At 66.3% G+C, this 26,184-nt stretch carries 26 protein-coding genes; 18 read left to right on the forward strand and 8 right to left on the reverse strand.

Annotation, left to right across the window (positions count from 1 at the left end):
• Positions 1–30 precede the first annotated feature (30 nt).
• The 4 genes from GR303_RS11670 (at position 31) to GR303_RS11685 (ending at position 4,068) form a co-directional block, all read left to right on the forward strand.
• The gene (locus GR303_RS11670) at positions 31–1,104 is read left to right on the forward strand and encodes an extracellular solute-binding protein (RefSeq protein ID WP_161723395.1); all 1,074 of its coding nucleotides are present in this window, start codon (positions 31–33) and stop codon (positions 1,102–1,104) included.
• A gap of 170 nt (positions 1,105–1,274) precedes the next feature.
• Positions 1,275–2,357, forward strand: coding sequence for an ABC transporter ATP-binding protein (locus tag GR303_RS11675; RefSeq protein WP_161723396.1), 1,083 nt, complete (start codon positions 1,275–1,277; stop codon positions 2,355–2,357).
• A complete protein-coding gene (locus tag GR303_RS11680; RefSeq protein ID WP_161723397.1) occupies positions 2,354–3,223 on the forward strand; it encodes an ABC transporter permease in 870 nt (289 codons plus the stop codon). The genes GR303_RS11675 and GR303_RS11680 overlap by 4 nt, the downstream gene beginning before the upstream one ends.
• 5 nt (positions 3,224–3,228) lie before the next feature.
• Complete coding sequence (locus GR303_RS11685) at positions 3,229–4,068, forward strand: ABC transporter permease (RefSeq protein ID WP_161723398.1); 840 nt, start codon at positions 3,229–3,231, stop codon at positions 4,066–4,068.
• A gap of 128 nt (positions 4,069–4,196) precedes the next feature.
• Here GR303_RS11685 and GR303_RS11690 read toward each other — a convergent pair whose 3' ends face one another.
• From GR303_RS11690 to GR303_RS11715, 6 genes are read right to left on the reverse strand one after another with little or no spacing between them, the layout of a single operon-like run.
• The gene (locus tag GR303_RS11690) at positions 4,197–5,264 is read right to left on the reverse strand and encodes a dipeptidase (protein WP_161723399.1); all 1,068 of its coding nucleotides are present in this window, start codon (positions 5,262–5,264) and stop codon (positions 4,197–4,199) included.
• A 34-nt stretch (positions 5,265–5,298) separates the two neighbouring features.
• Positions 5,299–6,078 (reverse strand): ABC transporter ATP-binding protein, encoded by a 780-nt coding sequence (locus tag GR303_RS11695; RefSeq protein ID WP_161723400.1) that lies wholly within the window; start codon positions 6,076–6,078, stop codon positions 5,299–5,301.
• An 11-nt stretch (positions 6,079–6,089) separates the two neighbouring features.
• Positions 6,090–6,926, reverse strand: coding sequence for an ABC transporter ATP-binding protein (locus tag GR303_RS11700; RefSeq protein ID WP_161723401.1), 837 nt, complete (start codon positions 6,924–6,926; stop codon positions 6,090–6,092).
• Entirely contained in the window at positions 6,923–7,855 is a 933-nt protein-coding gene (locus GR303_RS11705; protein WP_161723402.1) for an ABC transporter permease, read from the reverse strand. The genes GR303_RS11700 and GR303_RS11705 overlap by 4 nt, the downstream gene beginning before the upstream one ends.
• Positions 7,855–8,898, reverse strand: coding sequence for an ABC transporter permease (locus GR303_RS11710; protein ID WP_161723499.1), 1,044 nt, complete (start codon positions 8,896–8,898; stop codon positions 7,855–7,857). Before GR303_RS11710 ends, GR303_RS11705 begins: the two co-directional genes overlap by 1 nt.
• A 22-nt stretch (positions 8,899–8,920) precedes the next feature.
• Complete coding sequence (locus GR303_RS11715; RefSeq protein WP_161723403.1) at positions 8,921–10,516, reverse strand: ABC transporter substrate-binding protein; 1,596 nt, start codon at positions 10,514–10,516, stop codon at positions 8,921–8,923.
• Between the two features lie 207 nt (positions 10,517–10,723).
• Between GR303_RS11715 and argH the strand changes: the two genes are divergently transcribed.
• The 3 genes from argH (at position 10,724) to GR303_RS11730 (ending at position 13,028) form a co-directional block, all read left to right on the forward strand.
• A complete protein-coding gene (gene argH / locus GR303_RS11720) occupies positions 10,724–12,124 on the forward strand; it encodes an argininosuccinate lyase (RefSeq protein WP_425487107.1) in 1,401 nt (466 codons plus the stop codon).
• Between the two features lie 183 nt (positions 12,125–12,307).
• A complete protein-coding gene (locus tag GR303_RS11725) occupies positions 12,308–12,742 on the forward strand; it encodes an Hsp20 family protein (protein ID WP_161723404.1) in 435 nt (144 codons plus the stop codon).
• A gap of 25 nt (positions 12,743–12,767) precedes the next feature.
• Entirely contained in the window at positions 12,768–13,028 is a 261-nt protein-coding gene (locus tag GR303_RS11730) for a BQ00720 family protein (protein WP_161723405.1), read from the forward strand.
• A 22-nt stretch (positions 13,029–13,050) separates the two neighbouring features.
• Here GR303_RS11730 and GR303_RS11735 read toward each other — a convergent pair whose 3' ends face one another.
• Entirely contained in the window at positions 13,051–13,806 is a 756-nt protein-coding gene (locus GR303_RS11735) for an alpha/beta hydrolase (RefSeq protein WP_161723406.1), read from the reverse strand.
• Between the two features lie 113 nt (positions 13,807–13,919).
• Here GR303_RS11735 and GR303_RS11740 point away from each other — a divergent pair, with 113 nt between their 5' ends.
• The 7 genes from GR303_RS11740 (at position 13,920) to pheT (ending at position 20,812) form a co-directional block, all read left to right on the forward strand.
• Positions 13,920–15,134, forward strand: coding sequence for a glycosyltransferase family 4 protein (locus GR303_RS11740; RefSeq protein WP_161723407.1), 1,215 nt, complete (start codon positions 13,920–13,922; stop codon positions 15,132–15,134).
• A 135-nt stretch (positions 15,135–15,269) separates the two neighbouring features.
• Positions 15,270–15,791 carry a translation initiation factor IF-3 gene (gene infC, locus GR303_RS11745; protein ID WP_246205615.1) on the forward strand — a complete coding sequence of 174 codons (522 nt, stop codon included), beginning with the start codon at positions 15,270–15,272 and terminating at the stop codon, positions 15,789–15,791.
• Positions 15,792–15,991: 200 nt separating this feature from the next.
• Positions 15,992–16,192 carry a 50S ribosomal protein L35 gene (gene rpmI / locus GR303_RS11750; RefSeq protein WP_161723409.1) on the forward strand — a complete coding sequence of 67 codons (201 nt, stop codon included), beginning with the start codon at positions 15,992–15,994 and terminating at the stop codon, positions 16,190–16,192.
• A gap of 44 nt (positions 16,193–16,236) precedes the next feature.
• Positions 16,237–16,605 (forward strand): 50S ribosomal protein L20, encoded by a 369-nt coding sequence (gene rplT / locus GR303_RS11755; RefSeq protein WP_161723410.1) that lies wholly within the window; start codon positions 16,237–16,239, stop codon positions 16,603–16,605.
• 180 nt (positions 16,606–16,785) lie between these two features.
• The gene (gene pheS / locus GR303_RS11760) at positions 16,786–17,868 is read left to right on the forward strand and encodes a phenylalanine--tRNA ligase subunit alpha (protein WP_161723411.1); all 1,083 of its coding nucleotides are present in this window, start codon (positions 16,786–16,788) and stop codon (positions 17,866–17,868) included.
• A 164-nt stretch (positions 17,869–18,032) separates the two neighbouring features.
• On the forward strand, positions 18,033–18,404 hold the full coding sequence (locus GR303_RS25150) for an endonuclease domain-containing protein (protein WP_425515147.1): 372 nt from the start codon (positions 18,033–18,035) through the stop codon (positions 18,402–18,404).
• Positions 18,401–20,812: a phenylalanine--tRNA ligase subunit beta gene (gene pheT, locus GR303_RS11770; protein WP_161723413.1), complete on the forward strand. Its 2,412-nt coding sequence runs from the start codon at positions 18,401–18,403 to the stop codon at positions 20,810–20,812. Before GR303_RS25150 ends, pheT begins: the two co-directional genes overlap by 4 nt.
• Before the next feature lie 138 nt (positions 20,813–20,950).
• Here pheT and GR303_RS11775 read toward each other — a convergent pair whose 3' ends face one another.
• A complete protein-coding gene (locus tag GR303_RS11775) occupies positions 20,951–21,727 on the reverse strand; it encodes a HesA/MoeB/ThiF family protein (protein ID WP_161723414.1) in 777 nt (258 codons plus the stop codon).
• Positions 21,728–21,990: 263 nt separating this feature from the next.
• Here GR303_RS11775 and GR303_RS11780 point away from each other — a divergent pair, with 263 nt between their 5' ends.
• The 4 genes from GR303_RS11780 (at position 21,991) to GR303_RS11795 (ending at position 26,181) form a co-directional block, all read left to right on the forward strand.
• On the forward strand, positions 21,991–22,995 hold the full coding sequence (locus GR303_RS11780) for a BMP family lipoprotein (RefSeq protein ID WP_161723415.1): 1,005 nt from the start codon (positions 21,991–21,993) through the stop codon (positions 22,993–22,995).
• A gap of 128 nt (positions 22,996–23,123) precedes the next feature.
• Positions 23,124–24,647: an ABC transporter ATP-binding protein gene (locus GR303_RS11785; RefSeq protein ID WP_161723416.1), complete on the forward strand. Its 1,524-nt coding sequence runs from the start codon at positions 23,124–23,126 to the stop codon at positions 24,645–24,647.
• Positions 24,647–25,081, forward strand: a complete 435-nt coding sequence (locus GR303_RS11790; RefSeq protein WP_161723417.1) for a VOC family protein — start codon at positions 24,647–24,649, stop codon at positions 25,079–25,081. Before GR303_RS11785 ends, GR303_RS11790 begins: the two co-directional genes overlap by 1 nt.
• Positions 25,078–26,181: an ABC transporter permease subunit gene (locus tag GR303_RS11795; protein WP_161723418.1), complete on the forward strand. Its 1,104-nt coding sequence runs from the start codon at positions 25,078–25,080 to the stop codon at positions 26,179–26,181. The genes GR303_RS11790 and GR303_RS11795 overlap by 4 nt, the downstream gene beginning before the upstream one ends.
• Positions 26,182–26,184: the final 3 nt, after the last annotated feature.

Here is a 26,184-nt window from a genome sequence, read left to right on the forward strand (position 1 = left end):
GTAAAAGCCCAACCACACTGGAGGACGAGGATGTTGACGAAACGCGCCAGCCTGAAGCTGGCAACTGCCTTTGCCGCTCTCATGGTCGTCGGATCGGCCGAGGCCGCCGAGAAGCTGCGGCTCCTGACCTGGTCGGGCTATGCGCCGGCCGATGTCGTGGCTCAGTTCACCAAGGAGACCGGCATCGAAGTCGAGGTGACCACCTCCAACAACGAGGAGATGATCTCCAAGCTGCGCGCCACCCAGGGTGCCGGCTTCGACCTCGCCCAGCCGAGCCAGGACCGCATCGCCGGCCCGCAGGCGGAGTTCGGCATCTACAAGCCGCTCGATCTCTCCAAGCTCAAGTCCGACCAGTTCATCGCCTCCATGCTCGAGGCGACCAAGAAGAACACCACCGTCGACGGCAAGGTCTACGGCGTTCCCCACATCTGGGGCACGGACGGCCTCGTGGTGAACACCAAGGCTGCCTCCAAGGTCGCCGACTACAACGACCTCTGCGACCCGTCTCTCGCCGGAAAGACCAGCTTCCGCGCCAAGCGGCCTGCGCTGATCGCCTTCGCCTTTGCCAACGGCATGGATCCCTTCGCGGCCTATAATGACACGAAGGCCTACACGGCCATGATGGAGAAGGTCGGCGCCAAGCTTGCCGAATGCAAGAAGAACGTGAAGTTCTTCTGGGAGGGCTCGGACCAGCTCCTCAACGCCATGCGTTCCGGCGAGATCGTCGCCGCCATGGCGTGGGACACGGGCGGATGGAAGCTCAATGCCGAAAATCCTGACATGAAGTTCATCGCGCCGAAGTCGGGATCGCTGGGCTGGGTCGATACCTTCGCGATCCCCGCCAAGGGCCGCAATGACGATGCCGCCTACAAGTGGATCAACTTCAACATGCGGCCCGAGATCGCAGCCAAGGTCGCTGCCGCCGCCGGCAACTTCACGGCCTCGAACGGTGCCGACAAGCTCATGCAGGGCAAGCTGAAGGATCAGTTCGCCGAGAGCTTCCCGAAAGCCGCCATCGACAACATCAAGTGGTATCCGGCCGTTCCCGCCGGCATCGAGGAGATCGAGGGCAAGATCCTCGACCGCCTGAAGGCCGGTTCGTAAACGTCCACCCTGTTGTATCGCATCCCCCGGCAAGCATCGGACCCAAAAGTGGCGACCGCATTTGGGTCCGATGATTCTTCTCAAATTGAGCGCATCGTTCGAGCGGAAAAACGGCTCCGCTGTTCCGCCTGATGCGCTCGCCGGGGCATGCTCTTTGTGTTGGCAGCGTCATGGCCCATCCCACCGATCTCGACATCGTCAACGTCACCAAGCGCTTCGGATCCCATGCCGCCGTCGATGACGTGAGCTTCAGCGTCGCCCCCGGTGAGTTCTTTTCGATCCTCGGACCCTCCGGCTGCGGCAAGACCACCCTCATGCGCATGATTGCCGGGTTCGAGCATCCGACGAGCGGCGATATTCGCATCCGTGGTAAATCGATGATCGGCGTTCCGGCCAACAAGCGTCCGGTCAACATGGTGTTCCAGAGCCTCGCGCTCTTTCCCATGATGAGCGTGGGCGAGAACGTGGCCTATGGGCTCTCCTGCCGCGGCGTGTCCCGCGCCGAGGCCGAGGCGCGCGCCAACCGCATGCTGGAGCGCGTGGGCCTCAAGGGCTTCGGTGATCGCCACGTGACCGCGCTCTCGGGCGGCCAGCGGCAGCGCGTGGCGATCGCCCGCTGCCTCGTGCTGGAGCCCACGCTGGTTCTCCTCGACGAGCCCCTCGGCGCGCTCGACCTCAAGCTGCGCGAGCACATGAAGATCGAGCTCAAGCAACTGCAGGCGACCTTCAACACGACCTTCGCGTACATCACGCACGACCAGTCCGAGGCGCTGGTCATGTCCGACCGCATCGCCGTGATGAACCAGGGCCGGTTCGAGCAGGTGGGCAGCCCGCGCGAGCTCTATCACAGCCCGGCGACACCCTTCGTCGCGAGCTTCGTCGGCGAGACGAACCGCTGGCAGGGCGAGGCCGCTCCGGCTTCCAACGGTGTCGTCGCTATGCGGCTGCCATCCGGCGCCGTGCTGCACGGGCAGGGCAGGGCGGGTCAGGCCGCGTCCGCATTCGTGCGCCCCGAGGCCGTGGCGCTTGCGCAGGATCCGTCGGTTCTCGCCAACCTGCCCAACCGGTTCGAGGGGCGCGTCTCGGCCGTGCTCTTCGACGGCGCCGCTTCGAGCCTGCTCATCGACACGGCCGGCTTCGCCGAGCCCGTGCGCGCCGTGCTGCCCCAGGCCGGCCCGCTCGCCGGCATCGAGGTCGGCGCGCCGGTGCATCTCGGCTGGACGGCGGATGCCATGAAGGTCTTTGCCGCATGAGCGCGAAACCGGCGCAGCGCCTCACGCTCTTCCTGCTGCTCGCGCCCGCCATCCTGTGGCTCGGGCTGCTCATCGTGCTGCCGCACGTGGAGATCCTCGTCCTCTCCTTCAGCGAGCGGGTGGCGCCGCGGGTCTACGCGTTCGGCTTCGGCAACTATCTCGAATTCTTCACCGAGCCGCTCTACTGGCGCACCTTCGCGCGCACGGCAGCCATGTCGATCCTGGTCACGGCGATCACCCTCGTGCTCGCCTTTCCCATCGCGCTCTACATCGCCCGGGTGGCGCAGGGGCGCCTCAAGGCGATGCTGCTGCTGCTCTGCCTGCTGCCGTTCTGGGTTTCGGAGCTTGTGCGCACGTTGGGCTGGATGATCCTGCTGCGCGAGAGCGGGGTGATCCCCTATCTGCTGCAGGCGGCAGGGCTTGCGGGCCGCCCGGTCGAACTTCTCTACAACGACGGCGCGGTGATCCTCGGCCTCGTCTATGGCGGCCTGCTGTTCATGATCGTGCCACTCGCCAACGCCCTGGAAAGCCTGGAGCCTGCGGTGGTGGAAGCAGGCTTCGATCTCGGAGGCAGCCGCTGGACGGTGTTGCGCCGCATCGTCATTCCCCATGCCATGCCCGGCATCGTCGCGGGCTGCATCATCGTGTTCATGCTCACGGTCGGCAATTTCGCCACGCCGGTGCTGCTCGGCGGCAAGAACGGGCTGTGGTTCACCGAGCAGATCTACGCCCAGTTCATCACGCGCTTCAACTGGCCTCAGGGAGCCGCCTTCGGCATGCTGCTCCTGCTGCTCTCCTCGGCCATCGTGTGGCTGGGCCTGCGCCTGACGGGCCAGAGCCTCGGCACCACCCTGAAGCAGGCCTGACCGCCATGAACCGCCCGTCCCTCGCCTGGAAGCTCTACATCGCGGCGTTCTACCTCTTCCTGTTCGCGCCGCTCCTCATCGTGGCGATCTTCGCCTTCAATGCGAGCCCGTTCCCGTCGCCGCCCTGGCGCGGCTTCACGCTCGAATGGTTCACGGGCTCCGGCGCCGTCGTCGGCAAGCCGGGCGTGCTGGTCGATCCGATCTGGCTCGAGAGCATCGGCAACAGCTTCAAGGTGGCCGTCCCCGTCGCGCTGCTCGCCGTTCTCGTCGGCACGGTGAATGCCTGGGTGCTGGAGCGCGCCGAGTTCCGCGGCAAGACGGTGCTCGCCATGATGATGCTCTGGCCCCTCGTCATTCCCGGTGTGGTGCTCGGCATCTCGATCCTTGCCTTCTTCTCGCGGATGGCGAACGGGCTCGAGGACTGGCTTCAGACGGATCTCGACGCCCTGCGCCCCGGCCTGCCCCTCGTGGTGCTGGGCCAGCTCTCCTTCATCCTCACGATTGCGACGCTCATCATCGCCGCGCGCCTGCGCAAGTTCGACCGCGCGCTGGAGGAAGCCGCCTTCGATCTCGGCGCCAGCCGCATCCGGGTGCTGCGCACCGTCACGCTGCCCTTCCTGAGCCCCGCGCTCATCGGCGCAGGGCTCGTGGCGCTGCTGATGTCGTTCGAGAACTTCAACACGACCCTGATGCTCGTGGGCTCCGAGGCGCCGCTGCCCATCGCCATGTATGGTCAGATGCGCGAGGGCGCCTCGCCGGCGATCAATGCGGTGAGCCTGCTGCTCATGCTCGGCGTCGGCGCCATCGCGAGCGTGTTTGCGCTCACCTCGAAGGCGGAGCGGTAAGGTGCCTAACATGTCATCACCGGCCTTGTGCCGGTGATCTCGATGGGAAAGGGGTAGCGCTCTTCAAAACGAGATGGCCGGGACAAGCCCGGCCATGACGGAAGAGGGGTGCCGAGCTTCCGAACCGGTCACCGCCCCCACGTGCGCTCCAGCACGTTAACCCAGTTCTCGTAGCAGAGCTTGCGCAGGGTTGCGTCGTCGTAGCCGTGGCGGCGCATGGCGTCGACGAGCCGGGGCAGGCCGCGCACGTCGCCGATCTCGGCCGGGATGGTGGCTCCGTCGAAATCGGAGCCGAAGCCGACGCCGTCCACGCCAACATGCTCGATGAGATGATCCATGTGGCGGATCATCTCATCGAGCGGCGTGTGGTCGTTGCGCTGGCCGTCGGGCCGGATGAAGGAGGTGGCGAAGTTCACGCCCACCATGCCGCGGCTCTCGCGGATCGCGTCAAGCTGCTTGTCCGTCAGGTTGCGCGAGTGCCGGCAGATCTCCCACGCATTGGAATGGGTGGCGACGAGCGGCGCGTCGGAGAGCCGCGCCACGTCCCAGAATCCCTTCTCGTTCAGGTGCGAGAGGTCGATCATGATCTTGAGACGGTTGCAGGCGCGTACCAGCTCGAGCCCGCGGTCCGTGAGGCCCGGCCCCGTATCCGGGGTCGAGGGATAGCGGAAGGGCACGCCGTGGCCGAAGGCGTTGGGACGGCTCCAGACCGGCCCGATGGAGCGCAGGCCGCCCTCGTAGAGCACGTCGAGCATATGGAGATCGGGGTCGATGCCCTCCGCCCCCTCGATGTGGAGGATCGCGGCGAGCTTGCCCTGATCGATGCAGTGGCGGATGTCGGCGGCGGTGCGGCAGATCTTCACCTCACCCTTCGACGCGCGTTCGATGCGCATCAGCAGCGAGGACATGTGCACCGTCACCTGCTGGCTCGAAGCCAGCGGCAGCTCCGGGGGGAGGGGCACGTCGTACTGCGCGTGGGTCATCAGCGTGTCCACGTCGACGCCCACGTTCTCGGAGGGCACATAGACCGCGAAGAACCCGCCCACGAAGCCGCCCTGCCTCATGCGCGGCCAGTCGAGATGGCCGAGATTGTCGCCCTCCAGGAAGGCCTGCTCCGGCGGGATCTTGCCGCGCATCAGGCGCAGCAGCACGTCGTTGTGGCCGTCGAAGACAGGCATCGGGGAGGAAAGGGGCATCGTTTCACATCGAACGGTTGGAGGTCATGAGAAGTCAGCCCGCGAGGGCCTGAACGGAAGGCTTGTCGGCGCGCGTGAAGCCGCGGCTCGCCTGGATGAGCGCCTGGGTGTAGGGGTTGGAGGCCACGCCCGAGCGCAGCGCATCGGCGGTGGTTTCCTCCACCGCCTCGCCGTGCTGCATCACGAGCAGGCGCTCGCACAGGTGGGCCACCACCGCAAGATCGTGGCTCACCAGAATGTAGGTGAGGCCCAACCGCCGGCGCAGGTCGTCAAGCAGGTTCAGGATCTCGGCCTGCACGGAGGCATCGAGCGCCGAGGTCGGCTCGTCGAGGAGCAGCACCTTCGGCCGCAGGATCAGCGCGCGGGCGATGGCGATGCGCTGGCGCTGGCCGCCCGAGAGCTGGTGCGGGTAGCGGAAGCGGAAGGAGGGACCGAGGCCTACCTCGCGCAGGGCCTGCAGGATGCGCGCCTCCGCATCCTTCTCGCCGTGGATGGCGAGCGGCTCGGAGAGCGTGCGGTCGACCGTGTGGCGCGGATGGAGGGAAGCGTAGGGATCCTGGAAGACCATCTGGACCGTGCGGTAGAAGGCCTTGCCGCGCGGCGTGGTGACTTCCTGCCCGTCGACCCGAACGCGGCCGCCGGTGATGGGGGCCAGACCGCAGATGGCGCGCAGCACTGTGGACTTGCCGGATCCGGACTCGCCTACGAGGCCGTAGGCGGCGCCGGACTCCACATGGAAGCTCACGTTCTTGACCGCATCGACCCTGAGTCGGCCCGTTCCATAGACGACGTTGAGGTTCTGGATATCGAGCATCGCTTCTCCCCTCACAAGGCCCAGGACGGGTCGCGGTTCAGGGTGGGAAGGGGGCGGACGTCGTTCGCCAGCGTGGGCAGGCAGCGCATCAGCCCTTGCGTATAGGGATGCTGAGCCTCGCGAAGGTTCTTCGCCTCCAGCTCCTCCACCACGCGCCCGGCATACATCACCAGCACCCGGTCGCAGAAGGAGGACACGAGCTTGAGATCGTGCGAGATGAAGATGAGGCCCATGCCGCGCTCGGTGACGAGCTCGTCGAGGATGCGAAGAACCTCCATGGATACCGTCACGTCGAGGGCCGAAGTCGGCTCGTCGGCGATGAGCAGGTCGGGATCGGTCACGAGCATCATGGCGATCATGGCGCGCTGGCCCATGCCGCCCGACACCTCGTGCGGGTACAGGGAGAAGACGCGGCCGGGGTCGCGCATCTTCACCGCCTCCAGCATGGCCAGCGCCTTGTCGCGGGCCTCGCTGCGGCTGGCCTTCGCATGAGCCTGATAGGCCTCGATGATCTGCTCGCCGATGGTCATGACCGGGTTGAGCGAGTATTTCGGGTCCTGCATCACCATGCTGATGCGCCCGCCGCGCAGCTCGCGGAGGGTGCGCTTCGAGGCGGTGGTGAGGTCGATGCCGTCGAAGGCGAGACGCTTCGCCGTCACCTCGCCGGGAGGCGGGGTGAGGCCGAGAATGGCGCGCCCGGTCTGCGACTTGCCGGAACCCGACTCGCCCACGATGCCGAGTCGCTCGCGGCCGAGCTGGAAGGACACGCCGCGCACCGCCTCCACGGTGCCGGTGCGCAGGTGAAAGCGCACGCGCAGGTCTTCGACGTCGAGAAGCGGCTTCGTCATTTGGCGGCCTTCGGATCGAGAACGTCGCGCAGGCCGTCGCCGAGCAGGTTGAAGCCGAGGCTCACCACGAAGATGGCGATGCCCGGCATGGCGGCGACCCACCATTGGTCGATGAGGTAGTTGCGGCCCGTCGCCACCATGGCACCCCATTCCGGCTGTGGCGGCTGCGCCCCGAGGCCAAGGAAGCCGAGGCCCGCCGCGGTGAGGATGATGCCCGCCATGTCCAGCGTCACGCGCACGATGAGCGACGAGACGCAGAGCGGCACCACGTGGCCCATGATGATGCGCGGCGTGGAGGCGCCCTGCAGGCGCACCGCCGCGATGAAGTCGCTGTTGCGGACCATCAGCGTCTCGGCGCGGGCGATGCGGGCGTAGGGGGGCCAGGACGTGATGGCAATCGCGATGATCGCGTTCTCGATCCCTGGCCCCAAGGCCGCCACGAAGGCGAGCGCCAGGATCAGGCGCGGGAAGGCGAGGAAGATGTCGGTGGTGCGCATCAGCACCGTGTCGACCCAGCCGCCGAGATAGCCGGACACCGTGCCGACCAGGAGGCCGATGGGCGTTGCGATCAGCGCCACCAGCACGATGACCAGGAGCGTGATGCGCGAGCCGTGGACGATGCGCGAGAAGATGTCCCGCCCCTGGTCGTCGGTGCCGAGCCAGAACGTCTCGCTCGGCGGCAGCAGGCGCTCCGTGCGCAAGTCGCCGCCGGCGACGGGAGAATAGGGAGCGATCACGTCGGCGAAGATCGCCATGAGGATCAGGAGTACGACGATGCCTAAGCCCACCACCGCGAGCGGGTTCCGGGTGAAGGCGCGCCAGCCGAGATAGAAGCGGCCGAGGCGGGCCTGCCAGCGGGAATTCGGCTCGGGCGAGAGCAGCCAGGCACGGAGGCTTGACGGTTGTTCGGCGAGAGGGCTGCCTGCCATCAGCGGGTCCTCGGATCGAGCAGACGGTAGAGCAGGTCGGACACGAGATTGAGCAGCACGAAGACGGTTCCGATCACGAGGGTTCCGCCGAGCACCGCATTCATGTCCGCGTTCTGCAGGGAATTGGTGATGTACTGGCCCAGTCCCGGCCAGGCGAACACCGTCTCGGTGAGCACCGAGCCTTCGAGCAGGTTGGCATAGGAGAGGGCGATGACCGTAATCAGGGGCACGGCCGCGTTGCGCAGGGCGTGGCGCCAGATCACGCGTGCCTCGGAGAGGCCCTTCACGCGCGCCGCGATCACGTATTCCTGCGCCAGCTCGTTGAGCATGAAGGAGCGCGTCATGCGGCTGATGTAGGCGAGCGAGAAATAGCCCAGCAGGCACGCGGGCAGGATGACGTGGGACACCGCGTCCCAGAACGCATCCCATTGCCCCTGCATGGCGGTGTCCAGGAGCACGATGCCGGTCACGGGCGTGTAGAGGTAGGAATAGGTCACGTCGATGCGCCCCGGTCCCGCCACCCAGCCGAGCTTGGCGTAGAACAGCAACAGGCCCATGAGACCGAGCCAGAAGATGGGCACGGAATAGCCCACGAGGCCGAGCACGCGCACGAACTGGTCGATCAGCGTGCCGCGCTTCACCGCGGCGAGAACGCCGAGCGGAACGCCGATGATGACGCCGATCAGGGTCCCGAGGGTCGCAAGCTCCAGCGTCGCGGGAAAGACGTTGGCGATGTCCGTCATCACCGGGTTCGTGGTGAGAACGGAATTGCCGAAATCGCCGGTCGCCGCCTTCTTCACGTAGATGACGAACTGCTCGATCAAGGGACGGTCGAGGCCAAGCTCCGTCCGGACGCGCTCGTAGACATGAGCGGGGGCGCGGTCGCCGACGATGGCGATCACAGGGTCGATGGGGACGACGCGGCCGATGAAGAAGGTGACGGCCACGAGGCCGAGGAGGGTCGTCGCCAGGATAACGACGAACTGAGCGAGTTGCTTAAGGAAGGAGCGGAGGGCACTGCCGTGCCCTCCGCCCCCGTTCATGACTGCTGAAACCATCGAGGCGTCAGTTCTTCTTGGTCTGGGACACGTCGTTGTCGCTGAACGACGGGCCGAGGACGAAGTTGTCCACGTTCTTGCGCACGGCGGCGACTTCCGTCTGCTGCAGGAAGATCACGAACGGGCCGTCGTCGGCAACCGACTTCTGCAGCTCCTTGTACATCTGCGCACGCTTCTCGCCGTCACGCTCCATCACCGCAGCGCGGGTCTTGGCGGTCAGCGGGCCCGGATCCCAGGCATTGCGCCAGGCGAGGGGCTTGGCCTTCGCGTTGTCCGAGTTGTCCTCGTTGGCCGCGAAGGTGTCGGCGTTCGAGTTCGGGTCCTGATAATCCGAGCCCCAGTTGCCGATATAGATGTCGTGCTGGCGGGCGCGGTACTTGGTCAGGGCCTGCTTGGAGTCCATCGGCAGGATCTCGAGCTTAATGCCCGCCTGCGCGAAGGTCGACTGCATGGCCTGGGCGATGCCCATGATCTCCGAGGTGGAGCGGGTGTCCATGGTCACCGAGAAGCCGTCCTTCAGGCCGGCCTTGGCCAGAAGCTCCTTCGCCTTGGCGATGTCCAGCTTGTAGGGGTTGTTCGTCTCGGCGCCGAGGAAGCCCTTGGGCAGGAAGTTCTGATGAACGTCGCCCTTGTACTTCATGATCGTGTCGGCGATCGCCTGGTAGTCGATGAGGTACTTGAGGGCCTGGCGAACCTCGGGCTTGGCCAGGTTCGGGTTCTTCTGGTTGAGGCCGAGATAGTAGACCGTGCCCTTAGGCGCGCTCTGGATCTTGATGTCCGGGTTCTTGGAGACCGCGGTGATCTCTTCCGGGTTCAGGTTGCGGGCCACGTCGATGTCGCCCTTCTCGAGCAGAAGGCGCTGGCTGGCGGTCTCCTTGATATGGCGGAAGATGACGCGGGCGAGAGGGGTCTTCTTCTCGTAATTCGGGTTGCGCTCCAGGACCAGGACCTCGTTGGCCTTCCAGTCGCGCATGATGTAGGGGCCGGAGCCGGCATACTTCGTCTTGAGCCAGTTGTAGCCCCAGTCGCCGTCCTTCTCGTTCTGGGTCACCAGCTTCTTGTCGACGATCGAGGCGACCGAGTTGCCGAGGCAGTAGAGAACCAGGGTCGGGGCGTAGGGCTTGTCCACCTCGATGGTGAGCTCCATCGGCCCGGTCTGCTTGATCTTGTCCTTCACGTTGTCCTTCGTGAAGCCGAACTGGCCCAGGATGAAGGCCGGGGTCTTGTCGAGCGTAACGGCGCGGTGGAGCGAGTAGACCACGTCCTCGGCCGTGATCGGGTTGCCGGAGGCGAACTTCCTGTTGGGCTTGATCTTGAAGGTATAGGTCTTGCCGTCCGGGGAGACCGTCCAGGACTCCGCGACCTGGCCGTAGATCTTGGACACGTCCTTGATGTCGTAGGCGACCAGGCGCTCATAGGTGTTGCCCATGATCTCGGACGCGCTGAACTCGAACACCTCGGCCGGATCGAGCGTAATGATGTCGTCGCTCTGCCAGGCCTGGACGAGGGTGTCCGGCGGGGTCGCTGCCTGTACAGCAGAGAACGAGGTCGCCATGGTGACGACCATGGCGGCGGATAGGAGGAATTTCGGAAGCATCTTCATTTGGCCAGTTCCCTTAGGAGCGCTCGGAGCGCTTTTTGTTGCGCCAGTATGAATGCAAATCACACGAGCGCTGTCGAGTCTATCAACTGGTTTTAAACTGGCAAACTTTGCACAGGCCCTGCCCAATCGCGGTGCAGCAATCCGGGTTGGCCTCGGGGCGCAATCTGTGGCAAAGGCTCCCGAACCTTCTCGATGGGATGAAGCACAGTGTCCGAAGAAGCCAAGAAACCCGGTGCCAACGCCATGTGGGGCGGGCGGTTCTCCTCCTCGCCCAGCGCGCTCATGGAAGCCATCAATGCCTCCATCGACTTCGACAAGCGGCTGGCCTCCCAGGACATCCAGGGCTCCATCGCCCACAGCGCCATGCTGGCGAAGCAGGGGATCATCGCCGAGAGCGACCGGGATGCGATCCATCAGGGGTTGCAGCGGGTGCTGGGCGAGATCGAGTCCGGCTCCTTCGCCTTCTCCACGGCGCTGGAGGACATCCACATGAACGTGGAAAGCCGCCTGCGCGAGATCATCGGCGATCCGGCGGCCCGCCTGCACACGGCCAGGAGCCGGAACGACCAGGTGGCCCTCGACGCCCGCCTCTGGGTGCGCGAGGCCCACGACCGGGCGGACGAACAGCTGACCGGCCTCATCAAGGCGCTCCTCGACAAGGCCGAGGCCCACGCCGGCACCGTGATGCCTGGCTTTACCCATCTCCAGAGTGCCCAGCCGGTAACCTTCGGGCATCACCTCATGGCCTATGTGGAGATGTTCGGCCGCGACCGCAGCCGCATCCGCGACTCCCGCCGGCGCCTGAACGAGTGCCCCCTGGGTGCCGGCGCGCTCGCCGGAACGTCCTTCCCCATCGACCGGCACATGACCGCGAAGGCGCTCGGCTTCGACGGGCCGACCCGCAACTCCCTCGACACCGTTTCGGACCGGGACAGCCTTCTGGAGTTCATGGCCGCCGCCTCCATCTGCGCCGTGCACCTGTCGCGGCTTGCGGAGGAAATCATCATCTGGATGTCGGCTCCTTTTGGCTTCGTGCGCCTGCCGGACCGCTGGACCACCGGCTCCAGCATGATGCCCCAGAAGCGCAATCCCGACGCCGCCGAGCTGGTGCGCGGCAAGACCGGGCGCGTGATCGGCGCGCTCGTCTCCCTGCTCACCGTCATGAAGGGCCTGCCGCTCGCCTATTCCAAGGACATGCAGGAGGACAAGGAGCAGGTCTTCGACGCCGCCGACACCCTCGAGATCGTGCTCGCCGCCACCACCGGCATGATCCGGGACCTGGAGCCCGTGCCGGAGCGCATGGCGGCGGTGGCCGGGGCCGGGTTCTCCACCGCGACGGACTTGGCCGACTGGCTCGTGCGCAGCCTCGGCATCCCCTTCCGCGACGCCCACCATGTCACCGGACGCATCGTCTCCGAGGCGGAGAGGCGGGACTGCACCCTGGAGGAGCTGCCCCTCGACGCCATGCAGGCGGTGGAGCCCAGGATCCATCAGGGCATCTACGACGTGCTCGGCGTCGAGAACTCCGTCCGCTCCCGCACGAGCTTCGGGGGTACGTCCCCGGTCCGGGTGGCCGAGCAGATCGCCTGGTGGCGGGAGCGGGTCTAGGCCTGCTGCCCCACCTTCCGTTTACCCTGGAATCCGGTCCCTGCCGGAGCGGCTTGGCAGGGGTCTTGATAGGGCAGGGCGCGGTATCCATATTGCTGGCAGCGGCTCGGTTTCGAGCCACTTGAGTGCCGCACCAGCGGGCTCAAAACCCAACCGAAGTGCCTCTAACCTTGGGCTTCGAACATGTCGCGTCAGTCGCCCTTCGGGCATCCGTTTCTGTTAGGCTTCGACGAGATCGAGCAGGCGCTCGACCGGGTCGCCAAGGCGGCAGGGGACGGTTACCCGCCCTACAACATCGAGCGTCTGGCTCGAACCGAGAACGCTCCCGAACGCCTCCGCATCACCCTGGCCGTCGCCGGATTCACCCGGGACCAGCTGGAGGTGACCCTGGAGGAGAACCAGCTCGTCATCCGGGGGCGTCAGTCCGACGACAAGACAAGGCACTTCCTTCATCGCGGCATCGCCGCCCGTCAGTTCCAGCGCACCTTCCTCCTCGTCGATGGCATGGAGGTGATGGGCGCGGACCTGTCCAACGGGCTCCTGTCGATCGATCTCGTCCGGCCGGAGCCGGAGCGGATCATCCGCAAGATCGACATCAGCGCACCGGACAAGGTGTGACGGCATCCGCAACAAGGAGATGTCCATGAACTCCCATTTCAGCAATCGCCCCATCCCGGATGTTTCGGAACTCGCGACCCTGGGCCTTGGCCAGATGGCCTATGTGAAGCCGCTTCGATCCGACGAGGTCGCCCGGCTCTTTCCCCAGGCTCCCAGGCTCCAGCCCGGCATGCGCCTCTTCGCGCTGCTCTCGGCTAGCGGCGAGCCCATCCTGCTCACCGACAACCGCGACGCTGCGGTCGCCAACGCCTGGGCGCATGACCTGACCACGGTGAGCCTGCACTAGGCTCACCCTCCCGTCCTGCAACTCAGGCGATCGCTGCAACCGCCGCGATCAACCGTTCGATGTCCTCGGGCCGCGAGAGACGGTGATCGCCGTCCTTGATCAGGGTGAGGGACACGCTGTCCCCGGGCAGGTGCTCGACCAGCTCGAGCGCGTGGCTCCAGGGCACGTCTGGGTCCTGCATGCCCTGGAGGATATGAACGGGGCAGCCGGTCCGGATGGGCCGCCCGAGCAGCAGGTGCCGGCGGCCGTCCTCGATCAGCCGCCAGGTGATCGGATAGGGACCGTCGGAATAGGCCGAGGGCCGGTGATAGACGCCGGTCTCCTGGATGCTGCGCTTCAGTTCCTCGGGGAAGCGCTCCCACATCAGCCGCTCGGACATGTCCACCGCCGGCGCGATGAGCACCATCCCTGCGGGGGCGAGATCCGGGCGCTTCTCCGCGAGGTGGCGCGCCGCCAGAAGGCTGATCCAGCCCCCCATGGACGAGCCGACGAGGATCGGGCGCTCCCTCACGAAGGCTTCGATGACCGCGAGCGCCTCTTCCAGCCAGCGCGAGATCGTTCCCTCCTCGAAGACGCCGCCGGATTCCCCGTGCCCGCTGTAGTCGAAGCGCACGATGGCCCTGCCGGACCTTTCGGCCCATTCGTCGAGGGCGGTCGCCTTGGTGGCCCGCATGTCCGACTTGAAGCCGCCGAGCCAGACCACGGGCGGGCCCTTGCCCTCCCGGGCGAGAACGGCGATGGGGCGGGCATCCTGGCCGACCGTGACGCTTTGCGGCATGGTTAACTCATCCTCAACTGCTTTGAAGCAAGCGTTCATAGACGATTCTTTCGGACGATTCTTTTGAGAAGGCTCTGACTTCCGTGAGTTTTTCATCGCGCCCCGGCGGAGGGATGGCATTTCCGTCCTCTCACGTGCACCCGCTGACGGGCCGGACCGTTCTTCAGATCGTCCCCGAGCTCGAGGCGGGAGGGGCGGAGCGCACCACGGTCGACATCGCCGAGGGTCTCGTCCAGGCCGGCGCCCGGGCGCTGGTTGCCACCGAGGGCGGTCGGCTGGTGGGCGAGCTCCAGACCAAGGGCGGCATCTGGATTCCCTTTCCGGCCGCGACGAAGAACCCGTTTGCCATGCTGCTCAACGTGCGCAAGCTCGCCCGGATCTGCCACGACGAGCGGGTGTCCCTGGTCCATGCCCGGTCGCGGGCTCCGGCCTGGGTGGCCCTGGGTGCCGCGCGCTCCCTCAACATCCCGTTCGTCACCACCTATCACGGCAGCTATTCCGGCCGTTCCTCCGTCAAGGTGCTGTACAATTCGGTCATGGCCCGGGGCGATGCGGTCATCGCCAATTCCCACTACACGGGCGAGCTGATCCGCTCGGTCTATCCCCAGGCGGGGGAGCGGATCCGGGTGATCCACCGGGGCACGGATTTCGCCGTCTTCTCCCCGCACGCGGTGACGCCGGAGCGGGTCGAGTCCTTGCGCAAGGCCTGGGAGGTGGCGCCCCACGAGCGGGTGGTGCTGCTCGCTGCCCGCCTGACCGGCTGGAAGGGACAGAAGGTGCTGATCGAGGCTGCCGCCAAGCTGCGGGATGCCGGCCTCACCGATGTCGTCTACATCCTCGCCGGCGATCCGCAGGGGCGGGATTCCTACGTGAAGGATCTCGACAGTCTGATCGAGGCGAAGAAGCTGAAAGGGATCGTCCGCCGGGTCGGCCATTGCACCGACATGCCGGCCGCCTTCCTGACGGCTTCCGTGGTCACCGTGCCATCCACCGAGCCCGAAGCCTTCGGCCGCTCGGCCGTGGAGGCCCAGGCTATGGGAACGCCCGTGGTGGTGTCGGATCTCGGCGCCGTGCCCGAGACGGTGCTGGCCCCGCCGGCGGTGCCCCCGCACGAGCGGACGGGCTGGCGGATCCCGCCCGGCGATGCCGATGCGCTGGCCGAGGCGGTGGGCGCCGCCCTCAATCTCGGCGCCAGCGCCAGAATCGCCCTGGCTGCCAGAGCCCGGTCCCATGTGGAGCGCCACTTCTCGCTCGAGCGCATGGTGTCCGGAACCCTCGATGTGTATTCGGCCCTTCTGGAGGGCCGATTTGCCCATAGAACAAGTTGACTTCCCGCGCGTTTGCGCGAAATGTCGAATCATTCGCGGCAAGGCTGAGCATGCACCGGGGATCCTCGAGGATCCCGGCCCCTCGGTCTGGCCCTTGAACAGGAGATAAGAGCCATTCGCAGACCAATGAGACCCATGCCGGTTCCGCAGAAGGACGGACCGCGCGCCAACCGAGACATTCGCGGTGTTCGCGAAGTTCAGCTGATCGACGAAAACGGGCAGAACAGGGGCGTGATGCCCTTCTTCGACGCCCTCAAGGCGGCCGAGGAGGCAGGGCTCGATCTCGTGGAGATCTCCCCGAACGCCACTCCGCCCGTCTGCAAGATCCTCGATTACGGCAAGTTCCGCTTCCTCGAGCAGAAGAAGGCGGCCGAGGCGCGCAAGAAGCAGAAGACGGTCGAGGTCAAGGAGATCAAGCTGCGTCCCGGCATCGACGACCACGACTACGAGGTCAAGATGAAGGCGATGAAGGGCTTCTTCGAGGAAGGCAACAAGGTGAAGATCACCCTGCGCTTCCGCGGCCGCGAAATGGCTCACCAGCAGCTCGGCCTGAAGGTCCTGGACCGGGTCAAGGCCGATGTGGGCGATCTCGCCAAGGTCGAGATGGAGCCGAACTTCGAGGGCCGTCAGGTCGTCATGGTCCTGGCGCCGCGCTGAGGGCTTCCCTCTGTAGAGATCTCATGGCCGCCGATGCACCGGCGGCCATTGCTTTTTCGGCGGCCTTATGGCAGAAGGCCGCCTTCATCGAACCGCCCGGCTGGTTAGGGCTGCCGTGGCGGTTTGTTTTGCTCAATGCAGCAATGACAGGGCCTAAGGGGCGGTGTGCCTGCTCCCGGGCCTGACCAAAGGAGAGCCAAATGCCCAAGCTGAAGACGAAATCGGGCGCGAAAAAGCGCTTCAAGATCACTGGCACCGGCAAGGTCGTTTACGCCCAGTCCGGCAAGCGCCACGGGATGATTAAGCGGTCGAACAAGCAGATCCGCAACCTGCGCGGCACGACCACCCTGTTCGAGGGCGACGCCTACAACGTGAAGAAGTACTACCTGCCGAACGGCTGAGGCGGTTTTCTTCCCAGATCCCGGATTTTGAAGGAGTTTTTTAAATGGCCCGCGTCAAACGGGGCGTCACCGCCCACGCCAAGCACAAGAAGGTCCTGAAGCAAGCCAAAGGCTTCTACGGCCGTCGCAAGAATACCATCCGCATCGCCAAGCAGGCGGTCGAGAAGAGCATGCAATATGCCACTCGCGACCGTCGCAACAAGAAGCGCACCTTCCGCGCGCTCTGGATCCAGCGCCTGAACGCTGCCGTCCGCATGCATGGCCTGACCTATTCCCGATTTATCGACGGTCTCGGCAAGGCTGGGATCGAGGTCGATCGCAAGGTCCTGTCCGAGCTGGCCATCCACGAGCCGGCGGCCTTCGCCGCCTATGTGGAGCGCGCCAAGGCCGCCCTGCCGCAGCAGGCCGCCTGACAATCGGATAGACTGCTTCGGTGCGGCTGAGCTTTCAGCCGCACCGCCTTAACCCCCTTCTCCGAGACCATCCGCGCTGACGGCCGATGCGAGCTGTCGGTTGCCATCTTGCGGCTCGGACGACTTGACGGTTCCCGCGCCGCGCCTCACTCAAAGCGCTTCCCATGTGGCAAGGGACCGATGACCGATCTCAACCAACTCGAACGTGACCTGCTCTCCCAGGTCGATGCCGCCGGCGACGAAGCGGCTCTCGAAGCCGTGCGCGTCTCGGCGCTCGGCAAGAAGGGCTCCGTCTCCGAACTCCTGAAGACCCTCGGCGCCATGACGCCGGAGGAGCGCAAGGAGCGCGGCCCCCTCATCAACGGCCTGCGCGACAAGGTGCAAGGGGCGATCCTGGCCAAGAAGGAGACGCTCGCCGAGGCCGCTCTCGAGGCGCGGCTGTCCGCCGAGCGCATCGACGTGACGCTCCCCGTCCCCGAGGCGCCCGAATCCCGCGGCCGCATCCACCCGATCAGCCAGGTGATCGAGGAGCTGACGGCGATCTTCGCCGACATGGGCTTCTCCGTGGCCGAGGGGCCGGACATCGAGACCGACTACCTCAACTTCACGGCGCTGAACTTCCCCGAGGGCCATCCGGCCCGCGAGATGCACGACACCTTCTTCCTCGCCCCCGACGAGAAGGGCGAGCGCAAGGTGCTGCGCACCCATACCTCGCCGGTCCAGATCCGCACGATGACGTCGCAGAAGCCGCCGATTCGGGTCATCATCCCGGGCCGGACCTACCGGCACGACTCCGACCAGACCCACACGCCGATGTTCCACCAGGTGGAGGGCCTCGTCATCGACAGGCAGGCCAACATCGCGCACATGAAGTGGATCCTGGAGGAGTTCTGCAAGGCCTTCTTCGAGGTCGATCAGGTGAAGATGCGGTTCCGCCCGTCCTTCTTCCCCTTCACCGAGCCCTCGGCCGAGGTCGACATCCAGTGCTCGCGCAAGGGCGGCGAGATCCGCTTCGGCGAGGGCACGGACTGGCTCGAGATCCTCGGCTGCGGCATGGTCCACCCGAACGTGCTGCGCAATTGCGGCCTCGATCCGGACGAGGTCCAGGGCTTCGCCTGGGGCATGGGCATCGATCGCATCGCCATGCTCAAATACGGCATGCCCGACCTGCGCCCCTTCTTCGAGGCCGATGTGCGCTGGCTGAACCATTACGGCTTCCGCCCGCTCGACATCCCGAGCCTCGTCAGCGGCCTCACGTCCTGATGATCGCGCTCGAGCCCATAGAGCCCTCTCCCCCCTTGTGGGGGAGAGATGGAGAGGGGGGTAGCCACGGGTCGACCGGGAGCACCGGTCGCCTCGATGGCGCCGTACCCCCCTCCCTGGCCCTCCCCCACAAGGGGGGAGGGGATGGGTTCGCACACGCCTCTGTGAAGCCGCAGTTGCGCTCTCACGCCAAGCGGCTGCACCGTGCAATGACGCCGGCCGAGCGTAAGCTCTGGCATGCATTGAAGGCGCATCGCTTCCAGGGGCTGCACATCCGCCGCCAAGCCCCGATGGGGCCTTACGTAGCGGATTTTGTCTGTCACGCCGCAAGGATCGTGATCGAGGTTGACGGCTCCCAACATGGCTTCGACCGTCACGTTGAGCGGGACCGGACAAGAGATGCGTGGTTCACCGCGCAGGGTTACCGAGTCCTTCGCTTCTGGAACGCCGAAGTGCTGACCGGGCTCGACACGGTTCTCGATACGATCTTCGCGCATATTCCATCCAACCTGCCGATTGCAGGAGATACGCTATGAAATTCACCCTCTCCTGGCTGAAGGATCACCTCGACACCTCGGCCTCCCTCGACGAGATCGTCGAGACGCTCACCCGCATCGGCCTCGAGGTCGAGGGCGTGGAGGACAAGGCGAAGGCGCTGGCGCCGTACAAGGTGGCCTATGTGATCTCCGCCGTGCAGCACCCCAATGCCGATCGCCTGCGCGTGTGCATGGTCGATACGGGCGAAGGCGACCCGATCCAGGTGGTCTGCGGCGCGCCCAACGCCCGCACGGGCATGAAGAGCGTCTTCGCGCCGCCCGGCACCTACATTCCGGGCAAGAACATCACGCTCGGCGTCGGCACCATCCGCGGCGTCGAGAGCAAGGGCATGCTCTGCTCGGGCTCGGAGCTCGGGATCTCCGACGATCACGACGGCATCATCGACCTGCCCGAGGATGCGCCCGTAGGGCAGCCCTACGCAGCCTATGCCGGCCTCGACGATCCGGTGATCGAGATCAACCTCACGCCGAACCGCCCGGACTGCACCTCGATCCACGGCATCGCCCGCGATCTCGCCGCGGCCGGTCTCGGCACGCTGAAGGGCGATGCGGTTGCGCCCGTGCAGGGCAGGGGCGCCTGCCCGGTCTCGGTGACGATCGAGGACGAGAAGCTCTGCCCCGCCTTCGCCCTGCGCCTCGTGCGCGGCGTGAAGAACGGCCCGTCGCCGGAATGGATGCAGCGCCGCCTGCTCGCCATCGGCCTGCGCCCGATCAACGCGCTGGTGGACATCACCAACTACGTCACCTTCGACCGGGGCCGTCCGCTCCACGTCTTCGACTTCAAGAAGGTGAAGGGCAACCTCACCGTCCGCCGGGCCAAGGAGGGCGAGGAGGTGCTGGCCCTCGATACCCGCACCTACAAGCTCGACCCGAGCATCGTGGTGATTGCCGACGACAACGGGGTCGAGTCCATCGGCGGCATCATGGGCGGCGAGCATTCCGGCTCGGACGAGACCACCACCGACGTGCTGATCGAATCCGCGCTCTGGGATCCGCTGAACATCGCGCAGACCGGCCGCAAGCTCGGGATCATCACCGATGCGCGCTACCGCTTCGAGCGCGGCGTGGATCCGGCCTTCACCGTTCCCGGGCTCGATCTCGCCACCCAGATGGTCGTCGATCTCTGCGGCGGCGAGCCGACTGAGGCCGTGATCGCCGGCAAGGTGCCGGAGGACAAGCGCGTCATCGAGTTCCCCTGGTCGGAGGTTCCGCGCCTGTCGGGCCTCGACGTGCCGCCTGCGGAAGCCGAGGCGACCCTGAAGAAGCTGGGCTTCTCCGTCCAGGGTTCGGGTGAGCGCGTCAGCGTCACGCCGCCGTCCTGGCGCCCCGATGTCGAGGGCAAGGCGGATCTGGTCGAGGAGGTGGTCCGCATCGCCGGCCTCGACCGCATCGAGCCGAAGCCCCTGCCGCGCCTGGAGGATGCGGTGGCCAAGCCCATCCTGACTCTGATCCAGAAGCGCACGCGTCTCGCCCGCCGGGCGCTTGCCGTGCGCGGATTGGTGGAGGCCGTCACCTGGTCCTTCATCGCCAAGGACGAGGCGGAGCTGTTCGGCGGCGGCGATGGGCGGCTCGCGCTCGCCAACCCGATCGCGTCCGAGCTCTCGGACATGCGCCCGAGCCTGCTGCCGGGCCTGCTGAAGGCGGCGCAGCGCAATGCGGATCGCGGCTTCGGTGACGTGGCTCTCTTCGAGGTCGGTCAGACCTTCGCCTCCGACGAGCCGGAAGGCCAGTCGATCAAGGCGGCGGCCGTCCGTCGCGGCATGGCGCGGGCCGAGGGCGTGGGCCGTCACTGGGATGGGGGTGCGCAGAGCGTCGATGCCTTCGACGCCAAGGCCGACGTGCTGGCGCTGCTCGCGGCGCTCGGCATCCCGTCCGGCGGTCTCCAGATCGTGGCCGGCGGCCCGGCCTGGTTCCATCCGGGCCGTTCGGGCACCCTGCAGTTCGGGCCGAAGAACGTGGTCGGCGCCTTCGGCGAGGTTCACCCGAAGGTGCTCAAGGCCCTCGACCTGAAGGGGCCGCTGGTGGCCTTCGAGCTCAATCTGAACGCGCTTCCGCCGCCCAAGGCGAAGCCGACCAAGATGAAGCCGAAGCTCACCCTGCCCGACTTCCAGCCCCTCACCCGCGACTTCGCCTTCGTGGTCGGGCGCGACGTGGCCGCCGGCGACATCGTGAAGGCGGCACAGGGAGCCGAGCGCGGGCTGATCGTGGGCGTGGACGTGTTCGACGTCTACGAGGGCGCTGGCATCGACCCGGACAAGAAGTCCGTGGCCATCGCCGTCACCCTCCAGCCCACGGAGAAGACGCTCACCGACGTGGAGATCGAGGCGGTGTCCGCCAAGATCGTCGGCGAGGTGTCGAAGAAAACGGGCGCGGTGCTGCGGGGCTAAAGCACGTGCTCAACCCTCCCCCCTCTGCGGGGAGGGTGGCGAACGGAGTGAGCCGGGAGAGGGGAGTGGCTGATCGAGCACGGCCCCTCTCCCGACCTGCCTTGCAGGTCACCCTCTCCCGCGAAGGGGAGAGGGTTTTTAGCGCGGCATCCCACTCAACACGTTCTTCTCGTCCCACCCGTATCGAATCGTATCGAACCGCATCGAGAGCGCGTCGATCATGAGGAGCCGCCCCACGAGGCCCTCGCCGAAGCCGACGATCTCCCGGATCACCTCCATCGCCATCAGGCTCCCCATGACCCCGGCGAGCGCCCCCAGAACGCCGGCTTCTGCGCAGGTGGGAATCGCGCCGGGCGGGGGCGGGGAGGGGAAGAGGCAGCGATAGGTGGGGTTCGGCCGGCCGTCGGGACCGGTCTCATGGGCGCGGATCGTGGTGAGGGAGGCGTCGAACTGCCCCAGGGCCGCCGTCACGAGGGGCTTCCCCTCGTAGAAGCAGGCATCGGACACGGCATAGCGCGTGTCGAAGTTGTCGGAGCCATCGGCGACGATATCGTAGCCCCGGATCAGCTCCCGGGCGTTCTCGGGCCCCAGGCGGACGGCATGGGTCTCGACCGCCACATGCGGATTGAGCCGCCGGACCGCCTCCGCCGCGCTCGCCACCTTGGGGCGCCCCACATCGGGCGTCCCATGGATCACCTGCCGCTGCAGGTTGGAGAGGCTCACCGCATCGTCGTCCACGACACCGATGGCGCCGATTCCGGCGGCGGCGAGATACTGGATCAGGGGGGCGCCCAAGCCTCCGGCGCCGATCACGAGAACGCGCGCGCGTTTGAGCTTCTGCTGGCCCGGTCCGCCGACGTCCCGGAGAACCAGGTGGCGGGCATAGCGGTCGATTTCGTCGGGGCTCAGGGACATGCTGTGACCTTACGGGAATGGGGCCGGCTATCAACCATTCCGTCAGCATCCGACCCAAAAGTGGAGGGCACTTTTGGGGACCAACGGATGCTTCCGTTTAGGTTGACGCATCGTTCTTGCGGAAAACCGGGGCCACTTTTCCGCACGATGCGTTAAGGAAATAACATGCCGCCTTGACAGAGGCCTTGGCGTCGTGACCCTTGCCGTGCCATCGTCATGGGGCAACCGGCCGATAAGCCGGCGTCTAACAGGGAACAAAGCCGATGACAGTTACCAAGTTCGGCCTCGCGCTCGCGGGCCTCGCCTTTTCCGCCACCGCCGCCTTCGCGCAGCAGCCGGCCTTCAAGCCCGCCGTCGTCTACGATCTCGGCGGCAAGTTCGACAAGTCCTTCAACGAGGGCGTCCATACCGGCGCCGAGAAGTTCAAGAAGGATGCCGGCGTCGAGTACCGCGATTTCGAGCCGCAGAACGACGCCCAGCGCGAGCAGGCCCTGCGCCGCTTCGCCCGCGACGGCTTCTCCCCGATCGTGGCCGTGGGCTTCTCCCAGGAGACCGCGCTGAAGAAGGTCGCCGAGGAGTTCCCGAAGACCCAGTTCGCCATCATCGATGCCGTGGTCGAGAAGCCGAACGTGCAGTCCATCGTGTTCAAGGAGCATGAGGGCTCGTTCCTGGTCGGCCTCCTGGCGGCCCAGGCCTCGAAGACAGGCAAAGTCGGCTTCGTGGGCGGCATGGACATCCCGCTCATCCGCAAGTTCGCCTGCGGCTACGTCCAGGGCGTGAAGCATGCCAAGAAGGACGCCGAGGTGTTCCAGAACATGACCGGCACCACGGGTGCGGCTTGGAACGATCCGGTGAAGGGCGGCGAGCTCGCCAAGGGCCAGATCGATCGCGGCGCCGACGTGATCTACCATGCGGCCGGCGGCACGGGCGTGGGCGTCCTGCGCGCTGCGGCCGACGCGGGCAAGCTCGGCATCGGTGTCGACTCGAACCAGAACGGCATGCATCCGGGCAAGGTGCTGACCTCCATGGTCAAGCGCGTGGATGTGGCCACCTACAATGTGTTCGACCAAGCCAAGAAGGGCACCTTCAAGGCTGGCCTTCAGGTGCTCGGCCTCAAGGAGGACGGCGTGGCCTGGGCGCTCGACGACCACAACAAGTCGCTGATCACGCCTGCAATGAAGGCTGCCGTCGACAAGGCCGCCGCCGACATCAAGTCCGGCGCCATCAAGGTCCACGACTACATGTCGGACTCCAAGTGCCCGATGTAATCTAGGGCATCGATCCGGCCGCAGGCTCCTCGAGGGAGGGCCTGCGGCCGTTTCCGTTTTTAGATCGTTAGGTTTTCCGATAAGATCCGGCCCGCTCTTCCCGTTGCCGGACAACCAGCTTGAGGCCGATGTCCCCCGCCATTGAACTCATTGCCATCAACAAGAGCTTCGGCGCCGTTCACGCCAACAAGGACGTGAACCTCTCCGTCGAGCGCGGCACCATCCACGGCATCGTCGGCGAGAACGGGGCGGGCAAGTCGACGCTCATGTCGATCCTCTACGGCTTCTACGAGGCGGATTCCGGCGAGATCCGGGTCAACGGAAATCCCATCGCCATCCGCTCCCCCAACGACGCCATCCGGGCCGGCATCGGCATGGTGCATCAGCACTTCATGCTGGTGGAGCCCCTGAGCGTCGTGGACAACGTGATGCTCGGCGCCGAAGGCGGCGCCATGCTGCGCGCGGGCGAGGCCAAGGTGCGCGCGGAGCTTGCGCGGCTGGCACGGGATTACGGCCTCGAGATCGATGTGGACGCCACCGTCGGCGATCTCTCCGTCGGCCTGCAGCAGCGCGTCGAGATCCTGAAGGCGCTCTACCGGGGCGCCGACATTCTCATCCTGGACGAGCCCACAGCCGTGCTCACCCCGCCGGAGGCGGATGCGCTGTTCGGCCTCCTCCGCTCGCTGAAGGAGCAGGGCAAGACCGTCATCCTCATCACCCACAAGCTGCGCGAGATCATGGCGATCACGGATCGCGTCTCGGTGATGCGCCGCGGCGAGATGGTGGCGACCCTTAAGACGGCCAGCACCTCGCCGCCGGAACTGGCGGAGCTGATGGTGGGGCGGCGCGTGCTCCTGCGCGTCGAGAAGGCCGAGAAGGTGCCCGGTGCGCCGCTGCTCGAGGTCGAGAACCTCTCCGTCGTCGATGCGCGCGGCGTGCTGCGCGTGGCCAATGCCTCCTTCACGGTTCGTGCGGGCGAGATCGTCGGCATCGCAGGTGTGGCCGGCAATGGCCAGAGCGAGCTGCTGGAGGCCATCGCCGGCATGCGCCGGCCGTCCCTCGGCTCGATCCGGCTCGAGGGAAAGACGATTCATTCCAGCGAGCACAACCCGCACCGGATGCGCGAACTCGGCCTGCTCCACGTTCCGGAGGATCGCCTGCGCATGGGGCTCGTGCCAGCCTTCCCGGCCTTCGAGAGCGCCATCCTCGGCTTCAGCCACGAGCCGCATCTCGGGCGCGGCCCGATCCTCGATCATGACCGCCTGATCGCCGATCTCGCGAAGAAGATGGAGCAGTATGACGTTCGCCCGCCCGCGCCGCGGCTGAAATCGTCGAAGTTTTCGGGCGGCAACCAGCAGAAGATCGTGCTCGCCCGCGAAATCGAGCGCAACCCGAAGGTGCTGCTCGTCGGGCAGCCCACCCGCGGCGTCGATATCGGCGCTATCGAGTTCATCCACCGCCGCCTGATCGCCCTGCGGGATGCGGGCGTCGCGATCCTCCTCGTCTCGGTGGAGCTCGACGAGATCATGAATCTCTCCGACCGCATCCTCACCATGTGCGGCGGCAAGATCACCGGAGAGCGCAAGGCCGCCGAGACGAACGAACAGGATCTCGGCCTGCTCATGGCCGGTGTCACGGACGAGGCAGCCTGATGCAACCGCGATTGTCCCTTGTCACGCTCGGCGTGGCCGATCTCCCGAAATCCCGCGCTTTCTACGAGGCCTGGGGCTGGAAGGCGTCTTCGGCCAGCCAGCCCAGCGTCGCCTTCTTCCAGGCGAACGGCCTGGCGCTGGCCCTGTTCGGTCGCGCCGATCTCGCCAAGGATGCGGGCGTCGAGGACGCGCCCACCGGCTTTGCCGCCATCACGCTCGCCTACAACGCTCGCTCCAAGGAGGAGGCGGACGAGGTCTATGCCCTCGCGGTGAAGGCGGGCGCGCGCCCGGTCAAGCCGTTGCAGGATGTGTTCTGGGGCGGCTATTCGGGTTATTTCGCCGATCCCGACGGGCACCTCTGGGAAGTGGCCTGGAACCCGTCCTTTCCTCTCGACGAACAGGGCCACCTGTTCCTGCCGGATACGCAAACGTGAGCGCTCCCCTCGATCTGCCCAAATGGGCCGACACGGTTCTCGTGCCCGCCATCTCCGTGGTGGCCGCCTTTCTCGTCGCCGGCCTCGTCGTGCTCGCCATCGGCGAAAACCCTCTGACGGCTACGCGCTACCTGCTTCAGGGCAGCCTGGGCACGGGGGAGGGGCTCGGCTTCACCCTGTTCTACATGACCGACTTCATCTTCGTCGGGCTCGCCGTGGCGGTCGCCTATCACGCGGGCCTGTTCAACATCGGCGGCGAGGGCCAGGCGACGCTGGCGGGGCTCGGCATCGCGCTCGTGCTCAACAATCTCACCTTCCTGCCGGGCTTCCTGCTCATCCCGCTCGGCATCCTCGGTGCGGCCGCCTTCGGCGCCGCCTGGGCCGCGGTGCCGGGCTATCTGCAGGCCAAGCGCGGCAGCCACATCGTCATCACGACGATCATGTTCAACTGGCTTGCCAGCGTCCTTATCGTCTATCTGCTCGTGAACGTGCTGCGCGAGCCGCAATCCATGAACCCGGAGACGCGCGCTTTCCCCGAGCAGTCGTACATTCCGTTCATGCACGATGTGTTCGCCGCCTTCGGTGTCGAGATCCCGACCTCGCAGCTCAATCTCACGCTGGTGCTGGCGCTTGCGGCCTCGTACTTCGTCTGGCTCCTCATTTACCGCTCGCGCCTCGGCTACGCGATCCGTGTCGTGGGCTCGAACCCCACCGCGGCGGTCTATGCGGGCATCTCGCCCGCGCGCATCATCATCATCGCCATGGTGCTCTCGGGCGCACTTGCAGGCGGCCTCGCGGTCAACGAACTCATGGGCTACCAGCACCGCCTGCTGCTCGAGTTCACCTCCGGCTACGGCTTCGTCGGCATCGCGGTGGCGCTCATGGGCCGCGCGCATCCGGTCGGCATCATCCTGGCCTCGCTTCTCTTCGGCATCCTCTACCAGGGCGGTGCGGAACTCGCTTTCGAGCAGCCTGCCATCACCCGTGACATGGTGGTGGTGATCGGCGGCATCATCATCCTTTTTGCGGGCGCCCTCGACGGGCTGTTCCGCCGCGCGGTGGCGCATCTCTTCGCGCGCCAGAAGCTGGCGAGGGCGTGACAT

This window comes from Microvirga arsenatis, from assembly GCF_009910705.1.
Taxonomy (GTDB): domain Bacteria; phylum Pseudomonadota; class Alphaproteobacteria; order Rhizobiales; family Beijerinckiaceae; genus Microvirga; species Microvirga arsenatis.

What these genes read in the sequence shown, in the direction of transcription:
- GR303_RS11670 (WP_161723395.1), top strand. Translation starts at nt 31, where the DNA reads ATGTTGACGAAACGCGCCAGCCTGAAGCTGGCAACTGCCTTTGCCGCT.
- GR303_RS11675 (WP_161723396.1), top strand. Translation starts at nt 1,275, where the DNA reads ATGGCCCATCCCACCGATCTCGACATCGTCAACGTCACCAAGCGCTTC.
- GR303_RS11680 (WP_161723397.1), top strand. Translation starts at nt 2,354, where the DNA reads ATGAGCGCGAAACCGGCGCAGCGCCTCACGCTCTTCCTGCTGCTCGCG.
- GR303_RS11685 (WP_161723398.1), top strand. Translation starts at nt 3,229, where the DNA reads ATGAACCGCCCGTCCCTCGCCTGGAAGCTCTACATCGCGGCGTTCTAC.
- GR303_RS11690 (WP_161723399.1), bottom strand. Translation starts at nt 5,264, where the DNA reads ATGCCCCTTTCCTCCCCGATGCCTGTCTTCGACGGCCACAACGACGTG.
- GR303_RS11695 (WP_161723400.1), bottom strand. Translation starts at nt 6,078, where the DNA reads ATGCTCGATATCCAGAACCTCAACGTCGTCTATGGAACGGGCCGACTC.
- GR303_RS11700 (WP_161723401.1), bottom strand. Translation starts at nt 6,926, where the DNA reads ATGACGAAGCCGCTTCTCGACGTCGAAGACCTGCGCGTGCGCTTTCAC.
- GR303_RS11705 (WP_161723402.1), bottom strand. Translation starts at nt 7,855, where the DNA reads ATGGCAGGCAGCCCTCTCGCCGAACAACCGTCAAGCCTCCGTGCCTGG.
- GR303_RS11710 (WP_161723499.1), bottom strand. Translation starts at nt 8,898, where the DNA reads ATGAACGGGGGCGGAGGGCACGGCAGTGCCCTCCGCTCCTTCCTTAAG.
- GR303_RS11715 (WP_161723403.1), bottom strand. Translation starts at nt 10,516, where the DNA reads ATGAAGATGCTTCCGAAATTCCTCCTATCCGCCGCCATGGTCGTCACC.
- GR303_RS11725 (WP_161723404.1), top strand. Translation starts at nt 12,308, where the DNA reads ATGTCGCGTCAGTCGCCCTTCGGGCATCCGTTTCTGTTAGGCTTCGAC.
- GR303_RS11730 (WP_161723405.1), top strand. Translation starts at nt 12,768, where the DNA reads ATGAACTCCCATTTCAGCAATCGCCCCATCCCGGATGTTTCGGAACTC.
- GR303_RS11735 (WP_161723406.1), bottom strand. Translation starts at nt 13,806, where the DNA reads ATGCCGCAAAGCGTCACGGTCGGCCAGGATGCCCGCCCCATCGCCGTT.
- GR303_RS11740 (WP_161723407.1), top strand. Translation starts at nt 13,920, where the DNA reads ATGGCATTTCCGTCCTCTCACGTGCACCCGCTGACGGGCCGGACCGTT.
- infC (WP_246205615.1), top strand. Translation starts at nt 15,270, where the DNA reads ATGCCGGTTCCGCAGAAGGACGGACCGCGCGCCAACCGAGACATTCGC.
- rpmI (WP_161723409.1), top strand. Translation starts at nt 15,992, where the DNA reads ATGCCCAAGCTGAAGACGAAATCGGGCGCGAAAAAGCGCTTCAAGATC.
- rplT (WP_161723410.1), top strand. Translation starts at nt 16,237, where the DNA reads ATGGCCCGCGTCAAACGGGGCGTCACCGCCCACGCCAAGCACAAGAAG.
- pheS (WP_161723411.1), top strand. Translation starts at nt 16,786, where the DNA reads ATGACCGATCTCAACCAACTCGAACGTGACCTGCTCTCCCAGGTCGAT.
- pheT (WP_161723413.1), top strand. Translation starts at nt 18,401, where the DNA reads ATGAAATTCACCCTCTCCTGGCTGAAGGATCACCTCGACACCTCGGCC.
- GR303_RS11775 (WP_161723414.1), bottom strand. Translation starts at nt 21,727, where the DNA reads ATGTCCCTGAGCCCCGACGAAATCGACCGCTATGCCCGCCACCTGGTT.
- GR303_RS11780 (WP_161723415.1), top strand. Translation starts at nt 21,991, where the DNA reads ATGACAGTTACCAAGTTCGGCCTCGCGCTCGCGGGCCTCGCCTTTTCC.
- GR303_RS11785 (WP_161723416.1), top strand. Translation starts at nt 23,124, where the DNA reads ATGTCCCCCGCCATTGAACTCATTGCCATCAACAAGAGCTTCGGCGCC.
- GR303_RS11790 (WP_161723417.1), top strand. Translation starts at nt 24,647, where the DNA reads ATGCAACCGCGATTGTCCCTTGTCACGCTCGGCGTGGCCGATCTCCCG.